Here is a 23,738-nt window from a genome sequence, read left to right as displayed (position 1 = left end):
ACCAGCTTTACTGCTTCTTCTCGAAGCTCTGGCGTGTATGTTGTTGAGCGTTTCATATGTTCTCCAGTTGGTGAAGTTTGCCAAACAAGAGTGTCCGAAAAAGTCAGGGTACCTCAATGTTCGCTTGGTGACCCGAGTGTGCTTGAGTACAGGCGCGCGCTGGAGCGAAGCGGAAGAGCTACGCGCCACCCAAGTAAGGGACGGACAAATTCAATTCACTAAAACGAAGTCCGGCAAGGTAAGGTCAGTTCCAATCTCAGATGAATTGCAAAGCGACCTCGAAGCACACTACAAAGTACACGGGAATGGTGCACGAATATTTAGCTATGCGTATTCTGCATTTCGGGAGGGAATTGGAAGAACTGGAATCGAACTTCCAGACGGCCAACTGACACACTGCCTCAGGCATTCGTTTGCCAGTCATTTCATGATGAATGGCGGTAATATTTTAGTCTTGCAACGCATCCTAGGACACGCAAGTCTGACAATGACAATGCGCTATGCGCACCTGGCCCCAGAGCATTTGCAAGAGGCAAAACATCTCAACCCATTGGCCAGCCTTAAAGCAACTTGACTCTCAAACCTGACCGCCCAAGAGCACAGAAATGAAGTCCAAATATGGCATTGCTACACCATTAGGCACAAGGGCAAAAATTACATCTAAAGCAATGGACTTGAAGAGTCCTGATGAACAACAGAAATTTCGTCAAACATTGGAAAAGGTACTTCGAATTCATGAGGACGTGCTCAAAGCTCTAGCTAAACGATAAAACTCGGTTGACACTTTGTTGACAGTAGAAATACAAAAGGACTTAGGTTTTCACCTAAGTCCTTGATTTAATTGGTGGGCCTCCCGTGAGTCGAACACGGCACCAACGGATTATGAGTCCGCTGCTCTAACCAAGCATGAGCTAGAGGCCCGGGGACTGCGGCGTGGCGGCGTTGTTGAAACCCGCCTCGCGCGGCCGTTTTGGAAACGGACACGCGAGGATAGGGGTATCAGGGGCGCACGTCAAGCCCTATTGGCTTCTAGTTGCCTTCCAAGAAGCTTTTCAGCTTGTCGGAGCGCGATGGGTGGCGCAACTTGCGCAGCGCCTTGGCTTCGATCTGGCGGATGCGCTCGCGCGTCACGTCAAATTGCTTGCCCACTTCTTCCAGCGTATGGTCGGTGGACATCTCGATACCAAAACGCATGCGCAGTACTTTCGCTTCGCGTGGCGTCAAAGAGTCGAGCACGTCCTTGACCACGCCACGCATGGACGCGTGCAGCGCCGCGTCGGCCGGCGCCAGGGTGTTGTTGTCCTCGATGAAGTCGCCCAGATGGGAATCGTCGTCGTCGCCGATCGGCGTTTCCATCGAGATCGGTTCCTTGGCGATTTTCATGATCTTGCGGATCTTGTCCTCGGGCATTTCCATCTTGATCGCCAGGGTGGCCGGGTCGGGTTCCGCGCCCGTTTCCTGCAGTATCTGGCGGGAAATCCGGTTCATCTTGTTGATCGTCTCGATCATGTGCACGGGAATACGGATCGTGCGCGCCTGGTCGGCGATCGAGCGCGTGATGGCCTGGCGAATCCACCAGGTCGCATAGGTCGAGAACTTGTAACCGCGGCGGTACTCGAACTTGTCGACGGCCTTCATCAGGCCGATATTGCCTTCCTGGATCAGGTCTAGGAATTGCAAGCCACGGTTCGTGTATTTCTTGGCGATCGAAATGACCAGACGCAAGTTGGCCTCCGTCATTTCGCGCTTGGCCTTGCGCGCCTTCATTTCACCGGCCGCCATCTGGCGGTTGATGTTGCGCAAGTCCGGCAGCGGCAGCACGACGCGCGCCTGCAGGTCGATCAGGCGCTGCTGTAGTTCCTTGACGGTCGGAATGTTGCGGCCCAGGATGGCGCTGTAGGCGTGTCCTGCGTTGACTTCGCCATCGACCCAGTCGAGGTTGGTTTCATTGCCCGGGAAGACCTTGATGAAGTGGGCGCGCGGCATGCCGCAGCGGTTCACGGCCACGTCGAGAATCTGCTTCTCGATATGGCGCACTTCATCGACCTGACCGCGCAGGGTGTCGCACAGCTTTTCCACCACCTTGGCCGTGAAGCGGATGCCCAGCAACTCTTGCGAAATGGCTTCCTGCGCCTTGGCGTAGGGCTTGGAGTTGTAGCCGTCTTTCTCGAAAGCGCGGCGCATCTTGTCAAACTGCTGCGAAATGACGGCAAATTTTTCCAGCGCCGTACGCTTCAAAGTTTCCAGCTGCTCGGCCGAGAAACCGGCCGCGCCGGAAGCGTTCGCCTCTTCCTCTTCTTCGACTTCCTCTTCTTCCGCTTCGCCTTCTTCCTCGTCTTCTTCGACGGGAGCGGCAACGACAGGAGCGGCGGCGACCGGTTCGCTTTCATCGACGAGGCCGTCGACAATTTCGTCGATCTTGATCTCTTCGTTGGCGATGCGGTCGGCGGCGGCGATAATCTCGGCGATCGTCACGGGGCAGGCGGAAATGGCCTGAATCATGTCTTTCAAGCCATCTTCGATGCGCTTGGCAATCTCGATCTCGCCTTCGCGCGTCAGCAACTCGACCGAGCCCATCTCGCGCATATACATGCGCACGGGGTCGGTGGTGCGGCCGAAATCGGAATCGACGGTCGATAATGCGGCCTCGGCCGCTGCTTCCGCCTCGTCATCGCTGGTGACAACGGCAACGTTATCGGACAGCAACAACGTTTCGGCATCGGGCGCGTGTTCGTAGACGGCGATGCCCATATCATTGAAGGTACCGATGATGCCTTCGATGGCTTCCGGATCGACGATGTTTTCAGGCAAGTGATCGTTGATTTCCGCGTAGGTCAGGAAACCGCGCTCCTTGCCGAACTTGATCAGGGTCTTGAGTTTCTGGCGCCGGCGCTCGAGTTCTTCCTCGCTCGCTTCCGTGTCGGACGAGAAGGCGTCTTTCAGCAGCGCACGCTCCTTCGCCTTGCGATCCTTGGCCTTGGCCTTGTCGACGGCCTTCAGTTCGGCCCGCTCGACGGCGTTCAGGGCGGCGACTTCATCATTTTCTGGCTGGAACTCTTTTGGCTTGCGGCCGCGGCGGCCTGGCACTTTTACCGACGGCAAGACATAGCCGGACGTATCGATGGCTGCCAGGGTGGCAGCGTCGGTGGTCTGGCTGACCACGGGCGCGCTGGTCACACGCGCTTCTGGCCGGTCAAGCGCTTTTTCGGCTTTCGTGGTAACTTTAGTGGGCTTTACAGCCGCTTTGGATTCGGGTTTCTTGATTGGCACAGGCGCTTTCGATTACACAACGACTTGCTTTACGGTGGATTAGGATAAAGTTTGCTGCCAGTTCCCTGTCTACCTGCGGGAACCACCATCTTCGAACCTGCCGACAACGCAAATTCGACACTGTTACGTTACTTACACCTCATCGGCCACGATCCGCGGGAAGCGCAGCAATTCCTGTCCACCAGCTGTTGCCAGCCGCCTCGGCAGAAATTTCTGCATCGACCGCGTTGGGAGCGAGAGCCTGGCGCGGCTTGCCAGCGTCTGCGAGCCTTGCCCGCAACGCCGCAAACGCCAGTTGGCCCTGGCTGCCGACACGATCCACCGCGCCGATCAAGAGCCTAACTTACTGAAAACAAATACTATTTACGAAACAGAACTAGCTTGCCAAAGCACACAATACTTAGCATTTAATTATAGCACGCGAAAAATGTTTTTCCAGTGCGTGCCATACCCCCAGAGCAAGCTTAGCGATTCACCAACTCGGCATCGCGTTCGCGCTCCAACTCGCCTTGCTCCTGCATGATTTCGCGGTAGCGTACACCAATTTTCTCGGATGGCAAACCCGACGCAAACAATTGCTGCAATTCCGCCTTCAAGGCATTCAATTTGATCTCGCGGATGGTGCTGACCAGCCATGACAATTCACTGTCGTAATCGGACTCCGTGCCGGCCGCGATCTCGCCGATGATCTCGTCGTATTCGCTGCCCAGCTCCTTCAATTGCTGCGCCAGCGCAGCAAAACTGCCATGCTCGCCCAGCGCCTGACCCACGGCTACCAGCTGTCCCAGGCTATGGGCCGCGTCCGGTCCCAGCTGCTGGAAAGCGGTCAGAGCAGCCTCGTCGATACGCATGCTCAGGGGCGGATGCGCCACCAGCATGCGCATGATCTTCAATTCCAGACCCACGGGCACGGGGCGGCCCGATTTCGGCGGCGCGCGACGCGCTACGGCAACGGGCTTGGCCAGCTCGAACAGGGCTTCGATCTCGGCCGGCGTGGACTGCGTCAGCTGCGCCAGTCCCCTCACGATCTGCAAGCGCAAGGACGACGGCGCCATCAGCTGCAGCAGGGGCTTGGCGTCGAACTGCACGCGGGCACGCCCCTCCGGCTCGGACAAATCATGCTCACCCGACACTTCTTTCAGCAAAAATTGCGACAGCGGCATGGCTTCATGCACTTGCTGCTCAAAACCTTCGGTGCCGAATTCGCGGATATAGCTGTCCGGATCGTGTTCCGACGGCAAGAACAGGAATTTGATGGTTTTATTGTCCGACACGTGGGCCAGGCTCGCTTCCAGCGCGCGGCGGGCGGCGCGGCGACCAGCCTTGTCGCCGTCGAAGCTGAAAATCACGTTATCGGTCTGGCGCAGCAGTTTTTGCACATGGGTGGGTGTGCATGCCGTGCCCAGGGTCGCTACCGCCTGCGGGAAACCCATTTGCGCCAGCGCCACCACGTCCATGTAACCTTCCGTCACCAGCACATAGCCGGCGTCGCGGATGGCCTGGCGCGCCTCGAACAGCCCATATAGTTCGAAGCCCTTGGAAAACAAGGGGGTTTCCGGCGAGTTCAGGTATTTCGGCTCACCATGGTCGAGCACGCGGCCGCCAAAGGCGATGACCTGCCCCTTGGTATTGCGGATCGGAAACATGATGCGCTCGCGGAAACGGTCATAGCGCTTGCGGTTGTTGCCTTCTTCATCGACCTTGTCGATTACCAGGCCAGCCTCGGCCAGGGCCACCACATCGTAGTCAGGGAAGACGGAGCGCAGATTATCCCAGCCGCCCGGTGCGAAACCCATGCCGAAGCGAGCGGCCACTTCGCCCGTCAAGCCCCGGTTCTTCAGGTAGGCGATGGCTTCCGGCGCGTGGCGCAATTGCCCCCGGTAATAATCGCAGGCCTGCGTCATGGCGTCGGACAAGGCCATGCTTTGCGCCTGGATCTGTGCGCGCTGGGCCGGCGGGATCTTGTCGTCCGCTTCCGGCACCACCATGCCCACGTTCTGCGCCAAGTCCTTGACGGCATCGACAAAGCCCATGCCCGAGTACTCGATCAGGAAGCCGATCGAGGTGCCATGCGCGCCACAGCCGAAGCAGTGATAGAACTGCTTGGTGGGGCTGACGGTAAAGCTGGGCGATTTTTCACTGTGGAACGGGCACAGGCCCATGAAATTGGCGCCACCTTTTTTCAGTTGCACATAGCGGCCCACGACATCGACGATATCGACGCGGTTGAGCAAATCGGAAATGAAGGATTGAGGTATCACTGGCTAGGGCGGGTCTTGTTATAGGTCAGACTATACTACCGCACGTGGCCTGAGGTTGAGCCAAGTCAACGTGTGGGCGATTGAGCGGCTGCCAGCGCGGTGACTGGCAGCCTTTGCTACTATTGAATGCTTACGCTGCCGGCGTCAAGGCTTTCTTGACCAGGGCGGACACCACGGTCATGTCGGCGCGGCCCGCCAGCTTCGGCTTGACGATAGCCATGACCTTGCCCATGTCTTGCGGACCGGCGGCGCCCGAGGCGGCCACGGCGGCAGCCACTTCGGCCGCCACTTCTTCGTCCGACAGGCCGGCAGGCATGTAGCCCGCCAGGTGCACCAGTTCGGCTTTTTCAATGTCGGCCAGGTCGGCACGGCCACCGGCTTCGAACTGGGTGATCGAATCCTTGCGCTGCTTGATCATCTTTTCCACGATGGCCGTCACGTGGGCATCCGTCAATTCGATGCGCTCGTCGACTTCCTTGCGCTTGATTTCGGCCAGCAACAGGCGAATCGTGCCCAGCTTGCCCGCTTCCTTGGCGCGCATGGCGTTTTTCATGTCTTCGGTAATTTGTTCTTTCAAGCTCATGGCAATCCTCGTGTTGGTAAGTGGGGTTCGATGCTCGTGTGCGCGAACTAAGCAGGCGGCCACAAAAGCGAAAACCCGCTGCGGCGAACCGGAGCGGGTATGCGACTCATCTGAAGTATCACTCCAGGCGAATCAAAACAAAACCCGTGGCGAACAATGCGCCGAACTACCCGGGTTGGTTCTGACTGAACAGTCTTAGAATAATTTTTTCGGCAGTTGTTGGCTGCGGATGCGTTTGTAATGACGCTTTACAGCAGCTGCCAGCTTGCGCTTGCGCTCAGCTGTTGGCTTTTCGTAGAATTCGCGTGCGCGCAATTCGGTCAGCAGACCCGTTTTTTCGATGGTGCGTTTGAAGCGACGCATTGCGACTTCGAACGGCTCGTTTTCTTTAAGGCGAATAGTGGTCATGTAAAATTCAAACCGTTGAGGTGGTGTATAGGAAGAGATAGATAGTAGCAGCTTTTATTCGGAAAGGGAAGCCCCTCCCCCACTTGCGTGCGGCATGCAGCCTGCGATCACTGACGGAATGTGGCGTAAACCACGCACCGGGGAGACGGCGCACCTGGCGCCAGAACCCCATTACAGAGTAGCTTACTGCAAGGCAATACCTGCCGCCACGCCGGAAGCCCAGGCCCACTGGAAGTTGTAGCCACCCAGCCAGCCCGTCACGTCGACCGATTCGCCGATGAAATACAGGCCCGGCACTTTATTGGCCATCATGGTCTGCTGCGACAGTTCGCGCGTATCGATGCCGCCGCGCGTCACTTCGGCCTTGCGGTAGCCTTCGGAGCCGTCCGGCACGATGGACCAGGCATTGATGGCCTGCCCCAGCTTGCGCAGCTGGGCGTCGGGCATGTCGGCGATGCGCGCGTCCGGCGCCAGGCCGTTGACGGCCAGCAGGCAGTCGGCCAAGCGCTGCGGCAACCATTGCGCGACAATATTGCCCAGCTGCTTCTTCAAGGTGCCCTTGCCTTCGATGAGGGTCTGCGCCACGTCCACTTCCGGCAACAAGTTGATGACGATGGGCGTGCCCGGCAGCCAATAGCTGGAAATTTGCAGGATCGCCGGGCCGGACAGGCCGCGGTGCGTGAACAGCAAATCTTCGCGGAAACGCGCGCCCGTTGCCTTGCGGCCTTTCAGGATGCCCGTCTCCACGTCCACTTCCAGCGCAATGCCGGACAATTCCGCGAACGGTGCCCAGCTGGCCGCATCGAATGTCAGCGGCACCAGGGCCGGACGCGGTTCGACCATCGCCAGGTCGAATTGCTTGGCGATGCGGTAGGCAAAATCCGTGGCGCCGATCTTCGGAATCGACAAGCCGCCCGTGGCGATGACGATGCTGGCCGTCTCAATGTCGCCGCTATCCGTCTGCAGCACGAAGCCGCCATCATCTTGCGGGACAACATTGTCGATCTTGCACGGCATGCGCCAGTGCACGCCGCCAGCGGCGCACTCGTCCTTAAGCATGTCGATGATCAGCTCGGCCGATTCAGTGCAAAACAGCTGGCCTTTGTGCTTCTCGTGGTAGCCGATACGGTATTTTTTCACCAGCGCGAGGAAATCCTGCGGCGTGTAGCGCGACAACGCGCTTTTGCAAAAATGCGGGTTTTCCGAGAGGAAATTTTGTGGGGTGGCGTTAATATTGGTGAAATTACACCGTCCACCACCCGAGATGCGGATCTTTTCTGCCAGCTTGGCCGCGTGATCGATCAACACCACGCGCTTGCCTTGCTGGGCGGCAACCGCCGCACACATCATGCCGGCCGCGCCGGCGCCGATCACTGCCACATCAAATTGTTTTGCCATAAGAATTCCGGTCACCGCTGATTACAAAGACACTATTGTAAACTGCGGCGACGCGGCTAGCGCGGCCGTGCTGCAATCTGCCGCGATGCCATCAGGCATTGCTCCACCTGCTCGGCAATCGATGGCGGCACGGGCACCTCGCCGCGCAGCACGGCAGCGATCCATTCGGCGGTGGTGGCCGCATCGCGCTCGGCCGGCAAATGCGGCAACTGCGACAAACCCGCCACCAGCGCTTGCTTTTCCACCAGCACCGTGCGCTCAGCGCCATGGAACCAGTCGATCTGCTGCGCCTTGTTGGCGTTGGCCACCGTCTCGCCTTCCGTGCCGCGCATCAGGAAAGCATCGCCGCGCCCCGGCGGAGATGCTGTCAGGAAGTATTCACCGAGCATTTCCAGATATTCCGGATGCGTGTACGAGACCAGACGCAGGGCGGGTCCGGCAAACGGCTGCATGATTTTCACCAAGGTATGCGTGGAATTGCGCACCCCCAGCACGCGCCGCAGCGACAGCATGTGCGCCAGGCGCGGCGCCAGTGACGCTATGGGCAAGAAGGCGACTTCCCCGCGCGCCATGGCGGCCTCGGCTTGCGCATGCTCCAACGAGACCGGCACGCCCAGCGCGGCCAGCACTTCGGCCGTGGTGATGCGGCCCGGGTCGCTGCTCACGCCATGCACGAGCACGGGTGCGCCCGCGCGCGCCAGTAGCAGCGCCAGCAAAGCCGTCAGGTTAGCCATCTTGCGCGCGCCGTTGTAGCTGGGAATGATGATCGGGGCAAATTCGCCGGCTGGCGCGGCCAGTGGGGCGAACGAGGCTTCAGCCGCGTCGAGGAAGCCGGCGATCTCGTCCACGGACTCGCCTTTGATGCGCATGGATAACAAAATGCCGCCCAGCTCCAGGTCAGACACGCGGCCCTCGAGCATGGCGCGGTACAGGGCGCGGGCGTCGTCACGCGTCATGCTGCGCGCGCCGTTCTTGCCGCGTCCTATTTCTTTGATGAAACGTGCAGCGGGGAATGGCTCGCCGGCCACATCGGTATGGGGGATGGAAACAGTCGTCATGGCGCCAGCTTACACGGATTTTTCCCCGTGCAGACGGGCTGATGGACGGCATAGGTGCCAATGCAACAGTCTCTCAACATATTTCTTTGAGGAATGTGCAGCACGACTGCATCCAAACGCGCCGCCACTCCGTATAAGACTGCACAGGAGAACTCATCATGGAATATGCGATCAAACAGGAAAGCGCCTTCGTCGGCATCGAAACGAGCAAGCTGCGGCTGAAAGCCGTGCTGCTCTCGGGCGGCGAAGTACTGTGCAAGGTGCTGGAAAACGACGTTGCCGGCTACCGCTGGCTGCGCAGCTGGCTGCAAAGGAACGACATCACCATCATGGGCTTGCGCGTCTGCTTGCGCCTGGACGCACCACACAGCGAGGTCGCCGCCCGCGTGCTGGCCGAGATGGGCATGCTGGTCTGCGATGCCCAGCCCACGCAGCTGCAAGAATATATCCGCGACCAGGGCTTGCCCGAGGATGCGGCACGCAGTGCCGTGGTGCTGGCCCATTATTGCGCGGCGGCACGCCCTGCGCCCTGGACGCCGCCCTCGCCCGCCTACGTGGAACTACGGCTGTGGCTGCGCCGCCTGTACACCGTGCAACAGCTGCGCAAGCAAGAAGTGGCGCGCCTGGAGAGCCACTTTCATGCGGGCCAGATTGCGCTACATCAATTACTGCGCCAGCAAATTGCCTGCCTCGATGCGCAGATACGCCAGCACGAAATGGCCATCCTCGAGCATGTGCGGCGCCATCCCGGCCTGCCACGACCGCCTGAGCTGGCCGGCACCTACCAGCGCATCGCCCGCTACACCTTTGGCGCCAGCCTGGCCGGCGGCCATTGAGCGCACACATTGCGCGCACAAACCAGGGGGCCCGGCGGCGTACCGGCCCTGCCATAAAACAACTCATGCATTCCCGTTTTGGCCCCATCCCCGCCGCCAGGCCGCATTTCCGCTACACTATTGCCTCTTAAAGAACGCAATAGCGAAAGCCGAGCCAGAATCATGAATACGCCAGACATCGAAAATATCAACGTCACCTCTTTCGCGCCCATGCCGACACCGGCCGAACTGCACGCCAAGCTGCCGCTGTCGGAGAGCGCCTTCGACACCGTCAGCCGCGGCCGCGAAGCGCTGCGCAACATCATCGACCGCAAGGACCAGCGCCTGTTCGTCGTCGTCGGTCCGTGCTCCATCCACGACCCCGTTGCCGGCCTCGATTACGCGCGCCGCCTGAAGGCGCTGCAAGAAGAAGTCAAGGATACGATGCTGCTGGTGATGCGCGTGTATTTCGAAAAGCCGCGTACCACCACGGGCTGGAAGGGGTACATCAACGACCCGTACATGGACGATTCCTTCAAGGTCAACGAAGGCATGGAAAAGGCGCGCCAGTTCCTGCTCGACGTGTGCGAACTGGGCCTGCCCACCGCCACTGAAGCGCTGGACCCGATCTCGCCACAGTACCTGGGCGACCTGATCGCCTGGACGGCCATCGGCGCGCGCACCACCGAATCGCAGACGCACCGCGAAATGTCGTCCGGCCTGTCGACGCCGGTGGGCTTCAAGAACGGCACCGATGGCGACATCAGCATTGCGGTGAACGCGATCTTGTCGTCGGCGCACCCGCACTCCTTCCTGGGCATTAACGCCGAAGGTAATGTCGCCATCGTGCGCACGCGCGGCAACGCGTATGGCCACGTGGTGCTGCGCGGCGGCGACGGACGCCCGAACTACGATTCGGTCTCGATCGCCATCGCCGAACAGGCGCTGGCCAAGGCCAAGCTGCCCGCCAACCTGGTGGTCGACTGCTCGCACGCGAACAGCTATAAAAAGCCGGAACTGCAGCCGCTGGTGATGGCCGACGTGGTCAACCAGATCCGCCAGGGCAACGGCTCGCTGGTGGGCGTGATGATCGAATCGAACATCGTCGGTGGCAACCAGAAGATACCGCAAGACCTGTCGCAACTGACCTACGGCTGCTCCGTCACCGACGGCTGCATCGACTGGGACACGACGGCCACCATGCTGCGCGACGCGCATGCGCATTTATTGAACCGCCCGGCATAAGCCTCTCGCGGAGACGAAAAACGGCGCCCTGTGCGCCGTTTTTGCTTTTCCCTTCATTACGCCATCAGCACATGCGGCAGCACGGCGAACGATCCCGCCAGCGCCTGTTCGGCCTTGCTGGCCGGGATATTGAGTTCATTGACGTCCAGGTAGATGCGCCCGTCCATGATGCGCACGGCGTACAGGCGCGCCATGCCCTGCACGGGTGCCACCAGGCGGCCCGAATCGAGCTCGATGATCCAGCTATTCTTCGGCCCCATCAAGTTTTTCTGCATCAGCACCCCATGCGCCAGCGGGCCGCCCAGGCAAGGCACCGTGTCGAGCAGCGCGTACACCGTGTCATCCAACGCGCGGAACAGCGCCACGCCCGGCAAGTCCTGCCACGCCAGTCCCCGCGGCACCATGCGCGCGCGCGCCAGCGGCATATCCTTCAGGCGGCAAATCATTTTCCATTGTTCTGGCATCGCAAGCTCCTTGAAAAAGGCACACGCTTGCCTAAGCAAGAGCGGTGCCAGTGCCGGCACAGGCGTAAGAAGGGCCTAATACAAAGCAAAATGCCGTTGCGGCGCACTGCGCAAGTGCACACTGCCGCCGAAATGGTGCGCCGGCCGCACGGTGGACTGCCCGGCTTTCCTTTACAATGGCGGATTACTCCTCCCTATTTAGCACCTTCATGATTGTTCTTGGCGTCGAATCCTCCTGTGACGAAACCGGCCTGGCCTTGTACGACACGCAACGCGGCCTGCTGTCGCACGCCCTCTATTCGCAAGTGGCCATGCACGAGCAATATGGCGGCGTGGTGCCGGAACTGGCGTCGCGCGACCATATCCGCCGCGCCATCCCGCTGCTGGAAGAGACGCTGGCCAAGGCCGGCATCACCCTGTCCGAAATCGACGCCATCGCCTACACGCAAGGTCCGGGCCTCGCCGGCGCGCTGTTGGTGGGTTCTTCCGTCGCCTGCAGCCTGGGCCTGGCCATCAACAAGCCGGTGCTGGGCATCCACCACCTGGAAGGCCATCTGCTGTCGCCACTGCTGGCGTCGGAGCCGCCGGAGTTCCCCTTCATCGCCCTGCTGGTGTCGGGCGGCCATACGCAGTTGATGCGCGTCGATGGCGTGGGACAGTACACGATGCTGGGCGAAACGCTCGATGATGCGGCCGGCGAGGCGTTCGACAAGTCGGCCAAGCTGCTGGGCCTCGGTTATCCGGGCGGCCCCGCCATTTCGCGCCTGGCCGAATTCGGCGACCCGCTGGCGTATAAGCTGCCACGCCCGATGCTGCATTCGAAGGATTTCAATTTTAGTTTCTCTGGGCTGAAGACGGCCGTGCTGACGGTGGTGAAGAACCATGAAGAAAAAGTCATCGCCAACATCTGCGAACAGGACAAAGCGAATATCGCGCGCGGCTTCGTCGACGCCATCGTCGACGTGCTGACGGCCAAATGCGTGGCGGCCCTCAAGCACACGGGCTTGAAACGCATGGTGATCGCCGGCGGCGTGGGCGCCAACGCGCAACTGCGTGCCTCGCTCAACGCGGCGGCCGCCAAGAAGCGCTTCAAGGTGTATTACCCGGAGCTGGAATTCTGTACCGATAACGGCGCCATGATCGCCTTTGCCGGCGCCATGCGCCTGCAAATCAACCCGAACGCTGCCAAGCACGATTATTCGTTCAATGTGCGCCCGCGCTGGCCGCTGGACGAAATCCGCGACATCTGATCGCCGCGACTCACTCCAGCAGGAAGTTGCGCGCGCCCGCCAGGGCCGCGCCTTGCGCCACCGTTTCATCCTTCAATGCCACGCCCGACAGCTGCCGGGTAAATGCCTGCGACAGCAAATAATGCAGCCGGTACGCCGCCGGCGCATACGCCAGGCCTTCGGGGCGCACATTCGAGATGCAGTTGCGGCGCTCGTCCAGCAGCCCCACCCTGGGCGCCCATGTCAGATACAGGCCAAGGCTGTCCGGGGAACTCAAACCTGGCCGCTCGCCGATCAGCACCAGCACAGCTTTCGCTTGCAGCAATTGCCCCACCTCGTCGCCGATAGCCACCCGCCCCTGCGCCACGATATGCAGCGGCGACAGCGTCCATGCTTCCAGCGCCAGCCGTTCGCGCAAGGCAGCCAGGAACGGCGCCGCGTGGCGCTGCACGGCCAGCGCCGACAGGCCGTCAGCCGCCACCAGCGCCAGGTCCACTCCCGTCGCACCGGCCTCCAGGCGCGCGCGCGAAGCGTCGTCGAGCCGGCGCCCCCGGTCGGGACGTTGCAGATATTCGGCGCGCGTGGCGGCGGCGCTGTGCAGCTGCACGCTGGCTTGCCCTTGCGCGGCCAATACGCGTGCCAGGGCCTCGCCATCGAGCGCCAGGTGCACCGCGTCGCGCGCCTGCGCGTGGGCCAGCTGGAACGCCAACTGCCCACTGGTCGGCACGCTGACACCGCGGCGTCCCAGCGCGATGCGCGCCGCCGTATGCGCGCGCAGCGCTTGCAACGGATGGTTCTCGTCCATGCGTCCTCCCTAGTCGTCCAGGCGTAGCAGGGCGGCCTGGAAGGCCGGCGCCAGCGCCGTGCGCAAGCGACCCTGCGCATCCGTGATCTGCATGCGCGCCAGCCAGGCCTCGAATTCGGGCGCAGGACGCAGGCCAAGCACGCGGCGCGCATACAGGACGTCGTGGAACGAGGTGCTCTGGTAGCCCAGCATGATGTCGTCCGCGCCCGGCACGCCCATGATGAAATTGCAGCCGGCCACGCCCAGCATGGTCAGCAAGGCATCCATGTCGTCCTGGTCCGCTTCCGCATGGTTGGTGTAGCACACGTCGCAGCCCATGGGCAGGCCCAATAACTTGGCGCAGAAATGGTCTTCCAGCCCCGCGCGCATGATCTGCTTGCCGTCGTACAGGTATTCGGGGCCAATGAAACCCACCACCGAATTGAGCAGCAGCGGTTGATACGCGCGCGCCACCGCATACGCGCGCGCCTCGCACGTTTGCTGGTCCATGCCGTGGTGCGCGCCGGCCGACAGGGCGCTGCCCTGCCCCGTCTCGAAATACATGACATGGTTGCCCACCGTGCCGCGCCCCAGCGACAGGGCCGCCGCCTGCCCCTCGGCCAGTAACGACAAGTCGATGCCAAAGCTGCGGTTGGCCGCCTGCGTGCCCGCCACCGACTGGAATACCAGGTCGACGGGCGCGCCGCGGCGTATCGCTTCGAGGGTATTGGTGATGTGCGTGAGCACGCAAGACTGGGTGGGTATTTGATACTGGTCAATGACAGCGTCGAGCAGTTGCAGCAGCGAGACCACCTGCGCCACATTGTCAGTGGCGGGATTGATGCCGATCACGGCGTCGCCGCTGCCCAGCATCAGCCCATCGAGGATGGAGGCGGCGATGCCGGTGGCGTCGTCCGTCGGGTGGTTCGGCTGCAGCCGCGTGGACAAACGGCTCTCCAAGCCCAGGGTATTGCGGAAAGACGTGACCACACGGCACTTGCGGGCCACCAGCGCCAGGTCCTGCAAGCGCATCAGTTTCGAGACGCCCGCCGCCATTTCCGGCGTGATGCCGGCGGCGACGCGCGCCAGCGTTTGCGTATCCGCCGCGTCATCGAGCAGCCAGTCGCGGAAATCGCCCACGCACAGGTGAGAGATCGGTGCGAAGGCGGCGCGCTCGTGGCTATCGATGATCAGGCGCGTGACTTCGTCGTCTTCGTACGGCACCAGCGCCTCGTTGAGGAACAGCGACAGCGGCACGTCCGCCAGCGCCAGCTGCGCCGCCACCCGTTCCCGCGCGCTGGCGGCCGCCACGCCGGCCAGCACATCGCCCGAACGGGGCGGCGTAGCCTTCGCCAGCAGCTCTTTCAGGCTGGCGAAAGCATAGGTATGGCTGTCTATCGTATGGCTGAAGCGGGGCATAGATTGTGCTCCAAAGCATCTCCAATGCCCCATTCTACGCCAGGCTACAGGCTGCGCAGCGCGCCTTCCAGCTGCGGATGGCGGAAAGCAAATCCCTCGGCAAGCAAGCGGCGCGGGACGACCCTTTGGCCTTCCACCAGCAAGTCCGCTTGCTCGCCCAGCAAGGCGCGCATGACGAAGGCCGGGGTGGGCATGAAGCTGGGACGGTGCAGCACCGCGCCCGCCACCTGGGCGAAGCGGCGCTGCTCGATGGCTTCCGGCGCGCAGAAGTTGTATGCGCCGCTGACTGCCTGTTCTTCGCTGCGGCGCGCCAAATGGGCGATGCCGCGGATGACGTCGCGCACATGCACCCACGTGACCCACTGCTTGCCGCTGCCCAGCGGGCCGCCCACACCGAAGCGTATCGGCAAGAGCATCTGCGGCAGCGAACCTTGGTGGCCAAACACGAGGCCAAAGCGCATGCAGCCCACTTGCACGCCATAGCACTCCGCCTGGCGCGCGGCCGCTTCCCATTCCTGGCACAGCTGCGACATGAAGATGGCTTGCGGCGCGCTGTCTTCAGCCAATTCAGTCGCGTCGCCCTGCGGCTGCACGCCATAATAGCCGATGGCCGACGCCGACAGCAGCACGCGCGGCTTGTGCTGCGCGCGGGCGATCCACGCCACCAGTTCCTGCGTCAGCGCGACGCGGCTGCGGCGCAGGGCGGCCTTGCGCGCGTCCGTCCAGCGATGCCCGACGATGCGCGCGCCGGCCAGGTTGACCACCATGTCGATGTGCTGCGCAGCCGACAATTCGTCCAGCGCCGCGATGCAGCGCACCTGGCCTTCGAACGTCCATGCGGCCTGCTTGGGCTGGCGCGTCAGCACCGTCACCGCGTGGCCGTCGGCCAGCAAGGCGGCCACCAGTTGCTGGCCGATGAAACCCGTGGCACCCGTCACCAGCACGGTTTGCGGCGTGGCGGCAAAGCTCAGGTGCTCCTCTTGCTCGGCCTTCTCCTGCACCTTGCGCCGGCCGAGTTGCCACACGGCGTACGCGTCGCGCAGGCCGGACAGGCCCACGCCCACGCCGCACAGGGCGAGGAAGACGCTGAGCCAGCCATACGGCTGCCACACGAGGGCCGTCGGCAGGTTCGCCCACTCGCTGCTGTTCAGGGCCAGCAGCGCGATGAAGGCGCCCGCGTTGATCGCCAGCACAGTGTGCGTGACGCGCTCGGTGGCGGGCAAGAGGCGGGTCTGGTCTTCCACCACGAAATCCCACAGGGTCAGCACGATTTCCACGCCAAACACGATGACCAGCACCCAGGCCCAGGCGCCATGCCACTCCCAGGCGGCCAGGCCGACGAACAGCAGGCTGTAGATCAGCGCACGCGTGGCATGGATGGTCAGCTCTAACCGCGCCGAGGCCTTTTGCGGCAACGCCTCCGTAATTTCATGGTGGTAAATGGTGTCGAAGGCGCCCAGGCAGCCTTGCGCCGCCATCAGTTGCAGGGCCAGCAAATGCGTATTCATGGTTTGTCCTTGTGAAGGGCAGGCGCCGCGCTTTCGCGGAACACGCCGACCTGGGTGAACGTGGTGCCGAATAGGGCGTGGCGGATCTCGATGCGGATATTGAACTGCTGCGGCGTGTCGTTGCGGTGGCACAGATAGGTCTTGCCGGGCGTGAGCACGCCCGGCAGGGGCAGGCGCCAGCCGAAAAGATCCCAAAAATAGCCGTCGCTGGTGAAGTGCAGGTTGCCATCCTCGACATGCAGCACCAGCTTCATGCCCAGGCCCATGCCGACGTATTCGAGCACTTCGCCCTGCGCGCTTTCCGCCATGTAGGAGGTGAAGCGGATCGGTGCGCGCCCGTGCAGGCGGTAGGTACGCTGCTTGAAGATGAAGGGGCAGCCAGGGCGCGAATAGACTTCGATATCCACGGGAAAATCCGCGTCGTCATACGGGATCAGGGCGCCATCGATGAAAGGGCGCGTCAGCCAACCCAGTACCTTGCCCAGGCGCGAACTGGTGAGTTCACTGAGTTCACCCCGGTAGTACAGGGGCTGGCCAAGCGCGGGATTTTTCTCGAAGCGGCGGCGGATGTCCGCGTGCAGGGTGAGCCACTGCTCCCCCATCACCTTCTTGAACAACTCGCCTTCGGACGGGCCGCTCATGATTTTCCGCGCTTGCCTGGTTTTTCTTCCGGGCTGAGGAACTTGGCCACCTTGCCGCCCATGGAGAGCATGCGCTGCAGGGTCGCCGGCGGCAGGTTTTTATAGTCGCTGTAGGTGCTGCTGAGCATTTCCAGGAAGGCCAGCACTTCGCCCATGCGCGCCAGCGTTTCCGGTGAAATTGCCGCATCGTGCTCGCCCTCGATCGCGCATTCGCGCAGCACTGTCAGGGTGGGGTCGATCTCGCGCCGCTTGCGCTCTTCCATAATGACCCGGAAGATTTCCCACACATCCTGCAAGGCGACGAAGTGGTCGCGCCGGTCCCCCATCACGTGCGTGATGCGCGCCAAGCCCCAGCTTTGCAATTCCTTCAGGCTGTTGCTGACATTCGAGCGGGCCACGTTCAGGCTGGCCGCGATGTCTTCCGCCGTCAGCGGTGCATTTGCCAGGAATAGCAGCGCGTGGATCTGCGCCACCGTGCGGTTGACGCCCCAGCGGGTGCCCATTTCCCCCCAATGGAGAATGTACTTTTGCGTGGTCGGACTCAGTTCCATGATTTTCTCTAATTTCTGTCACTACAGAAATGTAAGATGAAACAGAAACCGAGTCAAGCACGATTCGTCAGGTGCGGGCCGGTGGCCGGCCCATGGCGCGCAGGAACTGCTGCTGCGAGGCGTGCAGCTGAGCATAACCGAGTTCCCGGTACACGAGGCCGTGACGCGGCGCCAGTTCAGACACGATGCGCGCCAGCGCCGGGTAATGGCGGTGGTTCCAGGTGGGGAACAAATGGTGCGTCAGATGCAGATTCAAGCCGCCGAGCCAGTAGCCAAGCCAGCGCAGGCGGCGCGGTTGCGGCGTCCAGTCGCAAGCCGTGTAAAACGTGTGCTGGTACCAGTCATGCGGCAGGGTGCCATCGGCCCCCGGCTGGAAAAACTCCACTTCGGCCCAGTGCGTGCCGAGGATCAGCGCCACCAGCGCACACGAGGCGATCATCTGGCCCACGAAATACGCGCCCAGCACCATGCCCCAGACTATGCCGTGCTGCTGCAGCACCCACATGGGCAGCGCCAGGACGAGCGCCACGTGACCTAGTTTCCAGCCCAGGAAAGACAGCCAGCCACGCCAGCCCTGCAAACGGCTGTGCGCCGCCACGGGCGTCTTGCCGAAGCGGTCCAGCCAATCGCCATACCAATTCAGGTAAGGCAGCGACAGGGCCGCCACCACGGGCCAGTACAGGTATTGATAGCGGTACTGGGGTGACCAGCTTTGGTACGGCGTCTGGCGCAGGAACGGGTTCGGTTCCGTGTCGAGGTCATAGCCTTCCACGTTGGCATACGTATGATGAAAATGCACGTGGCGGATGGTCCAGAAATCCGTGTCCACGCCCACGGGCAAGCCCACCAGGCGGATCAGGATGCGGTTCAGGCGTCCCTGCCGGAAAACGGCGCTGTGGGCCGCGTCGTGCAGGGCATTCATGGCCAGCGCCATGGCCGTGACCAGGCAAGCGACATAGCTGCCGACAAAGGCCAGTGTGCTGTCGGCGTTCAAGGCCAGCACATACAGCAATACCGTCAGCACGGCCAGGAAGACGGCTTTCGCATGCATGCGCCAGTCGCCAAAGCGGTGTTTTCCTTCGTCCGCCAGATACGCATCGGCGCGTGCGCGCAGTTCGCGGCGGAAGGCGGAGTCGCGCGCGGGCTGGAAGCGCAGCGGCGGCAAGGAAGGCACAGGCGTCACGCGCGCGTCCCCACCGCTGCCGGCCACCACAGGCGGCGCGCGCCGTCGAGGCCATGCGCCAGCAGCGCGGCCAGGAAGACCATGCCCCAGGCGTCGCGCGCGCCATACCAGCCCAGGAACAGCAGCGGCATGGCCACGGCGATGGTGACCCAGGCGATGGCGCCCCAGCGGCGCGCATCCGACAGGCCGCCCAGCGCCAGCGTGCCGGCAAAGATCAGCGCGAACAGGATCGCCTGCTGTGCGCCGGACAGCGCCGCCTCGTGGTTGACGTAATAAATCACCAGGCCAAACAAGATCACGCCACCGCTGCCGATGAACAGTTCGGGCACCTCGAAAGTGCCGCGCGACTGCCAGTGGGGAAAGCGCACGCGCAGCCATTTGAACAGTTTGCCGTTGCTGGCCAACAGGGGGTTGTGCGTGGGCGTCATGCCCTTCACGCCATAGCGCATTTCCACGCCGTCGAGTTCGGGCTGGAAGCTGCCGAACAGCCTGTCCCAGACCAGCAGGGTACCGCCGAAATTGCGGTTGATGTAGCGCTTGTCCGTGCCATGATGCACGCGGTGGTGCGAGGGCGTGACCATGAACTTGTCGAGGATGCCGGACTTGTTCACCAGCGCATTGTGGTTGTAGAACTGCACCGTGTAATGCAGGGACGAGACGACGAGGAAGATTTCCAGCGGCACGCCCAGCACGGCCAGCACGGCGATGAAGGGGAAATTCGTCAGCGAGGAATACCAGGAATTGCGCACGCCCAGCGACAGGTTGAAATGTTCGCCCTGGTGGTGCACCACGTGCACGGCCCACAGCAAAGGGATTTTATGGTGCAGCCGGTGCATCCAGTAAAAACACAGGTCCCAGGCAAAAAAAGCGAAGACCCATTGCGCGGCCACCGGCCACTGGTCGACGATGTGCAGGTTCACATGGCGCAGCAGCAGGGCGAAGGCCGCCACTTCCACGCCGCGGAAGACCCACATCAAAATGTGCCCGGAATTGAGGTTGAAAATGACATCTTTCCACGGCACCGGCGTCTTGCGCACCCATTTGAGGATCAGCAGTTCGGCCAGCACGAAGGCCAGCATGACAAGGAAAGAGAGGGCAAAGGGATTCATCATGATGCGGTTTCAGTGGAAATGGCGCGGCGGATAGCCCAGAATACCTGCATTTTCGCCAGCATGCCGCCCGCCACGCCCACAGCCAGGCCGGCGGCCAGGTCGATGCTGACGTGGCGGCGCAGCGCGATGATGGCATAACAGATGCTGATCCCCAGCAGCACGGCCAGCACGGAGCGCGCCAGGTGGCGTTTGTCGCACAAGGCCCACACGCACAGCAGTGTCAGGGCGCCGTGCAGCGAGGGCAGGCAGTTTTGCGTGGAATCCGCCGCCTGCAGCATGCGCAGCGCCTGCGTGCTCCAGGCATTACCGTCACCCACGGGCGGATACGCGAGGGTGCTCGGGTACAGCAGGAAGACCACGCCGCAAGCCAGCGCGGAGAGCGCCATGGCGCGCGCCAGCCAGCGCACGCGCGCCGCATCGGCCGCCAGGTAGGCATATGGGATCAGGATGAAAAACGACAGGTACAGCCAGATGGCGGCATCGCTGTAGGGAATGGCGCGGTCGATGGCCGTCTCGGGCAGCAGCACGCCCTGCCCTTGCAGCAAGTCGCTGGAAAAATACACGAGGCCGACACTGCCCCAGCCGGCCAGCAGGTGCAGCAGGCGGCTGCGTACAGTCATGGAAGAGGGATTCATGCGCTTGCAAGGCGCCGGATGCGGCGCCGTTTCATGGTGGGGTCAAAGGGAGGCAGTTCGGCGCTCGTCGTCCAGTCCAGGCCGTCGACGGCCACGCCCAGGCCGCGCAGCACCGCTGCCAGGTGCGCGCGCAAGGCGGCCAGGCCGGCATCGTCGAGCGCCGCATGCAGCTGTAACGAGCAATCGCCCGACTGCTCCAGGCGGTAGTCGGCATCCGCCGGCAAGGCTTGCGCGAACGCGCGCGTCAGCACGTCGGCAAACACGGCGACGGGGGCGCCGCCGTTCGCCGACAACATGGATGGTAGGGATGGCAAGAACAGCATGTCGTCGCAGCGTCCTTCGATGCCATCGATGGCGCGCGTGGCGCGGCCGCACGGGCATGGCGTGGCGCGCGCGAGCAGGATATCGTCCAGGCGGTAGCGCACGATGGGTTGCGTGATGCGCGTAAAGTCGGTAATCACGGGCACGAAGCGGCGTTGTTCCACATCCAGCCATTGCGGCTCGACGTGCACGTATTCTTCGTTCAGGTGCAGCACGCCGTGCTCGCAGGTACTGGCAAGAAAACCCTCGGTGGCCTGGTAGATTTCATGCACGGCGCCAAACGCCTGCACGATCAGGGCACGGTCCTGCGCTTCCAGAACTTCGGCGACCGAGATGACTTTTTTCGGTGTCAGCGCCAGGCTGCCATCGATGACGCGCAAGGCCAGCTGGCGCAGCACCTGCGCGGGTGCGACGATGACGGAAGCTTGATATTGCGCCAGCTGCGCGCACAGGCTGTCGAACGGTTCGAACAGATCGTAGAAGGCAAACGTGAGCCACGGCGAGCGCACGGCCGTGTACAGATTGCTGTTTGCGCGCAGGAACAGGGCGACTCTTTCGCCGGAAAACAGGCCGTCGGGCAGCGCCTTGGCCAGCATCACGCCCGCCCATTGGGCCTTTTCGCGGGGACTGACGGTAAATACGGCGCGCCGCGACGAGGTGCCCGACGACAGCCCTACGGTAATGTCGCCCACGGCGGGCGTGAAGTCGCGGCTATGCTCGGCCGCCATGGCAGAAGCCATCGCCTGCGCCAAGGTGACACCCTCGGTATTCATGGTATCGAAGTGTTCCAGCATCAGCGCCTTGTTCATCAATGGCCACTGCGCCAGTGGCAGGTTGCGGTACGGCGCAAAGTAACGGCTGCGCACGCACAGCACATCGATGAAGCGGGCCAGTTGCTCCTGCTGGTAACTTTCCAGCTGCGCGCGGTCGGTAAAGCACAGGCGGCGCGTGCGCCAGTACGACAGCAATAACCAGAAAATACGCTTCACGGGCGGCCTGCCACAGGCAAATAATCGAGCGTATCTTCATGCGTGATGCGGATCTGCGCATTGCCCGACTGGTGCAACTGGTGCAAGCGGTTCAGGGTGGCGTAATACGGCGCGCGCTTATGCTGGATGATGAACGACAGTTCGGACGGCCCGCGCAGCTGCTGAAAACTTTCCGGCACCCAGGCGGCGTCCGACGCCAGCAAGGTCCAGCCGCCATCCTGCAGCACGAAGGCGCCGAGATGGCCGATGGCGTGGCCGGGCAGGTCGACAATGTAAATCTCGCCCGTGCCGCTGACGTCGCGCCCGTGCGTAAACGGCAGCAGGGCCGCCGGCAACGCCGTTTCGGGCACGCTTTCGACAAAAGCCAGGCGGTCGGCAATATCGGGCGGCAGCAGCTCGGGCACGAAGGCCTGGCGCACGGCGGCCACGCCGGACAGGCCGCGCACGGCGTCCCAGCCCGGTTTTGAGGCCATCAGCCGCACGCCGGGAAAGTCGCGCAGGCCGGCGATATGGTCGGCGTGGAAGTGCGACAGCAGCAAGGTGTGGATGTCGCCGGCCGATACGCCATGCGCGCGCAGCTGGCCCTGCAAGGACTCGTGCGCATCGAAGGAAATCGGCGTCACCCACGCATACATGCGGTATACACCCTTCGCCGTGGCGGCGCGGAAGTGCTCGGCGTAACCGGTGTCCCACAGATACAGGCCCGCGCGCGTCTCGATCAGATAGGCGCGCGAGGGGAAGCATCGACTGGCCAGCCCGCTGCCTTTCAAGACCATGCAGGACGGGTGGGTGCAGTGGCCGACGCGAAACGCGGTAATACTAGCCATTGCGCTCCTTGCCCACCTTGTGCGCCGCCGCTTCCTGGCGCATCCACTGTGCCGTCAGGGCGATGCCTTCCTGCAGGCTGACGATGGGACGGTAGCCGAGCACCTTGCGCGCCTTGGCGTTATCGAGCGTCATGTCGAAACTGAGCGCGCCGATGCTGTAAGGCGTGAGGGAAGGCTCGCGGTGTGTAAAACGCGAAGCGAACTGCATCAGACGCGCAGCCAGCGTCAGCACGCGGTACGGCACGCTGACGATCTGGAACGGCTGCTGCAGATGCTCGCAGAACAACGTGCGCAAAATGTCGCACAGGCGCGCCGGTTCGCCATTCGTGATGTTGAAGGCGGCACCCGAAGCGATGGTCTTGTGCACGGTGGCCAGCCACATCGCGTGGACGACATTGTCGACATAGGTGACATCGATGGAGACTGCGCCCCCCCTCGGCAGCGGCAGCTTGCCGCCGCGCTCGTGCAGCACGCGCGCCAGGCGCGGGATCAGCACCTGGTCGTGTGGACCGAAGATGGCGCGCGGACGCAGGATCACGCAGGTCATGCCGCGATGGCGGTCCACCGACTCTTGCACCAGTTTTTCCGCCATCGCCTTGCTGCGCGCATACGCGTTGACAAAGGCATCGGGGCGGAAGGTTTCCGGCACGTCGTAGCGGTTGCGGTAGTCAAAATAGATGGCCGGGGTGGAAATGTGCACGAAGCGCGCTACATGCATGCTGGCGGCTGCGCGCAGCAACTGGCCCGTGGCCGTGACGTTGGCGGCGATGAAGTCGCGCTCCTGTCCCCACGGCGAGGACAGCGCGGCGCAGTGCCAGACGGTGTCCATGCCGCGTACCAGCTCATCGACCTGACGCGGCGATGCTTGCGCCAGATCAAGCGCGACGAATTGCGCGCCCATGCACTCCAGTTCGCGGCCCACGGCGGCGTTGCGACCCGTGGCGCGTACTTCCACACCCTGCGCCAGCAGGGTGCGCACGGCATTGCGCCCCAACCCGCCCGTCGCTCCTGTGACCAGTATCCGCTTCATCACACCA

The 23,738-nt window shown here is 62.5% G+C and carries 22 protein-coding genes and 1 tRNA gene; 4 read left to right on the top strand and 19 right to left on the bottom strand.

The genetic code is table 11. The features are described 5' to 3' along the window. Positions 1-574, top strand: a 574-nt coding sequence (locus ACQ4W7_RS20715; RefSeq protein WP_436532892.1) for a tyrosine-type recombinase/integrase, incomplete at its 5' end; no start/stop codon positions are given. A gap of 268 nt (positions 575-842) precedes the next feature. Here the strand turns inward: ACQ4W7_RS20715 and ACQ4W7_RS20710 are convergent. From ACQ4W7_RS20710 to ybiB, 7 genes are all read right to left on the bottom strand, one after another. Beyond that, positions 843-921, bottom strand: a tRNA-Ile gene (locus tag ACQ4W7_RS20710). 108 nt (positions 922-1,029) lie between these two features. Further along, positions 1,030-3,270: an RNA polymerase sigma factor RpoD gene (gene rpoD / locus ACQ4W7_RS20705; RefSeq protein WP_426072165.1), complete on the bottom strand. Its 2,241-nt coding sequence runs from the start codon at positions 3,268-3,270 to the stop codon at positions 1,030-1,032. A gap of 464 nt (positions 3,271-3,734) precedes the next feature. Next, entirely contained in the window at positions 3,735-5,531 is a 1,797-nt protein-coding gene (gene dnaG / locus ACQ4W7_RS20700; protein ID WP_436532889.1) for a DNA primase, read from the bottom strand. A 130-nt stretch (positions 5,532-5,661) separates the two neighbouring features. Continuing rightward, a complete protein-coding gene (locus tag ACQ4W7_RS20695; RefSeq protein WP_058049818.1) occupies positions 5,662-6,114 on the bottom strand; it encodes a GatB/YqeY domain-containing protein in 453 nt (150 codons plus the stop codon). 195 nt (positions 6,115-6,309) lie between these two features. Further along, entirely contained in the window at positions 6,310-6,522 is a 213-nt protein-coding gene (rpsU, locus tag ACQ4W7_RS20690; RefSeq protein WP_008451879.1) for a 30S ribosomal protein S21, read from the bottom strand. Positions 6,523-6,705: 183 nt separating this feature from the next. Beyond that, positions 6,706-7,920 (bottom strand): BaiN/RdsA family NAD(P)/FAD-dependent oxidoreductase, encoded by a 1,215-nt coding sequence (locus ACQ4W7_RS20685; RefSeq protein ID WP_436532887.1) that lies wholly within the window; start codon positions 7,918-7,920, stop codon positions 6,706-6,708. Between the two features lie 56 nt (positions 7,921-7,976). Continuing rightward, the gene (gene ybiB / locus ACQ4W7_RS20680; protein WP_436532885.1) at positions 7,977-8,978 is read right to left on the bottom strand and encodes a DNA-binding protein YbiB; all 1,002 of its coding nucleotides are present in this window, start codon (positions 8,976-8,978) and stop codon (positions 7,977-7,979) included. A 158-nt stretch (positions 8,979-9,136) separates the two neighbouring features. Between ybiB and ACQ4W7_RS20675 the strand changes: the two genes are divergently transcribed. Continuing rightward, a complete protein-coding gene (locus ACQ4W7_RS20675) occupies positions 9,137-9,814 on the top strand; it encodes a hypothetical protein (RefSeq protein WP_436532883.1) in 678 nt (225 codons plus the stop codon). Positions 9,815-9,976: 162 nt separating this feature from the next. Continuing rightward, positions 9,977-11,038 carry a 3-deoxy-7-phosphoheptulonate synthase gene (locus tag ACQ4W7_RS20670; RefSeq protein WP_426072159.1) on the top strand — a complete coding sequence of 354 codons (1,062 nt, stop codon included), beginning with the start codon at positions 9,977-9,979 and terminating at the stop codon, positions 11,036-11,038. Between the two features lie 56 nt (positions 11,039-11,094). Here the strand turns inward: ACQ4W7_RS20670 and ACQ4W7_RS20665 are convergent, their stop codons facing one another. Beyond that, the gene (locus ACQ4W7_RS20665; RefSeq protein WP_436532881.1) at positions 11,095-11,502 is read right to left on the bottom strand and encodes a nitrite reductase (NAD(P)H) small subunit; all 408 of its coding nucleotides are present in this window, start codon (positions 11,500-11,502) and stop codon (positions 11,095-11,097) included. 209 nt (positions 11,503-11,711) lie between these two features. Between ACQ4W7_RS20665 and tsaD the strand changes: the two genes are divergently transcribed. Further along, positions 11,712-12,752, top strand: coding sequence for a tRNA (adenosine(37)-N6)-threonylcarbamoyltransferase complex transferase subunit TsaD (tsaD, locus tag ACQ4W7_RS20660; RefSeq protein ID WP_436532879.1), 1,041 nt, complete (start codon positions 11,712-11,714; stop codon positions 12,750-12,752). 10 nt (positions 12,753-12,762) lie between these two features. On the opposite strand, the gene eutC is transcribed toward tsaD, so the two are convergent. The 11 genes from eutC to ACQ4W7_RS20605 form a co-directional block, all read right to left on the bottom strand. After that, a complete protein-coding gene (eutC, locus tag ACQ4W7_RS20655; protein WP_436532877.1) occupies positions 12,763-13,536 on the bottom strand; it encodes an ethanolamine ammonia-lyase subunit EutC in 774 nt (257 codons plus the stop codon). A gap of 9 nt (positions 13,537-13,545) precedes the next feature. Next, a complete protein-coding gene (locus tag ACQ4W7_RS20650; RefSeq protein WP_436532875.1) occupies positions 13,546-14,934 on the bottom strand; it encodes an ethanolamine ammonia-lyase subunit EutB in 1,389 nt (462 codons plus the stop codon). A gap of 44 nt (positions 14,935-14,978) precedes the next feature. Continuing rightward, positions 14,979-16,442, bottom strand: a complete 1,464-nt coding sequence (locus ACQ4W7_RS20645) for a TIGR01777 family oxidoreductase (protein ID WP_436532873.1) — start codon at positions 16,440-16,442, stop codon at positions 14,979-14,981. Next, on the bottom strand, positions 16,439-17,083 hold the full coding sequence (locus ACQ4W7_RS20640; RefSeq protein ID WP_426072153.1) for a DUF4166 domain-containing protein: 645 nt from the start codon (positions 17,081-17,083) through the stop codon (positions 16,439-16,441). The genes ACQ4W7_RS20645 and ACQ4W7_RS20640 overlap by 4 nt, the downstream gene beginning before the upstream one ends. Next, a complete protein-coding gene (locus tag ACQ4W7_RS20635) occupies positions 17,080-17,634 on the bottom strand; it encodes a GbsR/MarR family transcriptional regulator (RefSeq protein WP_426072152.1) in 555 nt (184 codons plus the stop codon). The genes ACQ4W7_RS20640 and ACQ4W7_RS20635 overlap by 4 nt, the downstream gene beginning before the upstream one ends. 67 nt (positions 17,635-17,701) lie before the next feature. Beyond that, positions 17,702-18,817, bottom strand: coding sequence for a fatty acid desaturase family protein (locus ACQ4W7_RS20630; RefSeq protein ID WP_426072151.1), 1,116 nt, complete (start codon positions 18,815-18,817; stop codon positions 17,702-17,704). Then, entirely contained in the window at positions 18,814-19,929 is a 1,116-nt protein-coding gene (locus ACQ4W7_RS20625) for a sterol desaturase family protein (RefSeq protein WP_436532870.1), read from the bottom strand. The genes ACQ4W7_RS20630 and ACQ4W7_RS20625 overlap by 4 nt, the downstream gene beginning before the upstream one ends. After that, positions 19,926-20,549 (bottom strand): phosphatase PAP2 family protein, encoded by a 624-nt coding sequence (locus ACQ4W7_RS20620; RefSeq protein WP_436532868.1) that lies wholly within the window; start codon positions 20,547-20,549, stop codon positions 19,926-19,928. The genes ACQ4W7_RS20625 and ACQ4W7_RS20620 overlap by 4 nt, the downstream gene beginning before the upstream one ends. A gap of 11 nt (positions 20,550-20,560) precedes the next feature. Further along, positions 20,561-21,874: a F390 synthetase-related protein gene (locus ACQ4W7_RS20615; RefSeq protein ID WP_436532866.1), complete on the bottom strand. Its 1,314-nt coding sequence runs from the start codon at positions 21,872-21,874 to the stop codon at positions 20,561-20,563. Next, on the bottom strand, positions 21,871-22,701 hold the full coding sequence (locus ACQ4W7_RS20610; protein ID WP_436532864.1) for an MBL fold metallo-hydrolase: 831 nt from the start codon (positions 22,699-22,701) through the stop codon (positions 21,871-21,873). The genes ACQ4W7_RS20615 and ACQ4W7_RS20610 overlap by 4 nt, the downstream gene beginning before the upstream one ends. Beyond that, entirely contained in the window at positions 22,694-23,731 is a 1,038-nt protein-coding gene (locus ACQ4W7_RS20605) for an NAD-dependent epimerase/dehydratase family protein (protein WP_436532862.1), read from the bottom strand. Before ACQ4W7_RS20605 ends, ACQ4W7_RS20610 begins: the two co-directional genes overlap by 8 nt. Positions 23,732-23,738 lie beyond the last annotated feature (7 nt).

Origin of the sequence: Janthinobacterium algoris, assembly GCF_051380935.1 — a bacterium.
Lineage (GTDB): Bacteria > Pseudomonadota > Gammaproteobacteria > Burkholderiales > Burkholderiaceae_D > Janthinobacterium.
Note: the sequence above shows the minus strand (reverse complement) of the source record. Positions and strands in the feature narration are given on the sequence as shown.

Bases quoted from the DNA above. Each gene is read 5' to 3' on its own strand.
- ACQ4W7_RS20605 (WP_436532862.1), bottom strand. From the start codon at position 23,731: ATGAAGCGGATACTGGTCACAGGAGCGACGGGCGGGTTGGGGCGCAAT.
- rpsU (WP_008451879.1), bottom strand. From the start codon at position 6,522: ATGACCACTATTCGCCTTAAAGAAAACGAGCCGTTCGAAGTCGCAATG.
- ACQ4W7_RS20685 (WP_436532887.1), bottom strand. From the start codon at position 7,920: ATGGCAAAACAATTTGATGTGGCAGTGATCGGCGCCGGCGCGGCCGGC.
- ACQ4W7_RS20640 (WP_426072153.1), bottom strand. From the start codon at position 17,083: ATGAGCGGCCCGTCCGAAGGCGAGTTGTTCAAGAAGGTGATGGGGGAG.
- ACQ4W7_RS20670 (WP_426072159.1), top strand. From the start codon at position 9,977: ATGAATACGCCAGACATCGAAAATATCAACGTCACCTCTTTCGCGCCC.
- ACQ4W7_RS20625 (WP_436532870.1), bottom strand. From the start codon at position 19,929: ATGATGAATCCCTTTGCCCTCTCTTTCCTTGTCATGCTGGCCTTCGTG.
- eutC (WP_436532877.1), bottom strand. From the start codon at position 13,536: ATGGACGAGAACCATCCGTTGCAAGCGCTGCGCGCGCATACGGCGGCG.
- ACQ4W7_RS20695 (WP_058049818.1), bottom strand. From the start codon at position 6,114: ATGAGCTTGAAAGAACAAATTACCGAAGACATGAAAAACGCCATGCGC.
- ACQ4W7_RS20635 (WP_426072152.1), bottom strand. From the start codon at position 17,634: ATGGAACTGAGTCCGACCACGCAAAAGTACATTCTCCATTGGGGGGAA.
- ybiB (WP_436532885.1), bottom strand. From the start codon at position 8,978: ATGACGACTGTTTCCATCCCCCATACCGATGTGGCCGGCGAGCCATTC.
- ACQ4W7_RS20650 (WP_436532875.1), bottom strand. From the start codon at position 14,934: ATGCCCCGCTTCAGCCATACGATAGACAGCCATACCTATGCTTTCGCC.
- ACQ4W7_RS20665 (WP_436532881.1), bottom strand. From the start codon at position 11,502: ATGCCAGAACAATGGAAAATGATTTGCCGCCTGAAGGATATGCCGCTG.
- ACQ4W7_RS20620 (WP_436532868.1), bottom strand. From the start codon at position 20,549: ATGACTGTACGCAGCCGCCTGCTGCACCTGCTGGCCGGCTGGGGCAGT.
- ACQ4W7_RS20610 (WP_436532864.1), bottom strand. From the start codon at position 22,701: ATGGCTAGTATTACCGCGTTTCGCGTCGGCCACTGCACCCACCCGTCC.
- ACQ4W7_RS20675 (WP_436532883.1), top strand. From the start codon at position 9,137: ATGGAATATGCGATCAAACAGGAAAGCGCCTTCGTCGGCATCGAAACG.
- tsaD (WP_436532879.1), top strand. From the start codon at position 11,712: ATGATTGTTCTTGGCGTCGAATCCTCCTGTGACGAAACCGGCCTGGCC.
- ACQ4W7_RS20645 (WP_436532873.1), bottom strand. From the start codon at position 16,442: ATGAATACGCATTTGCTGGCCCTGCAACTGATGGCGGCGCAAGGCTGC.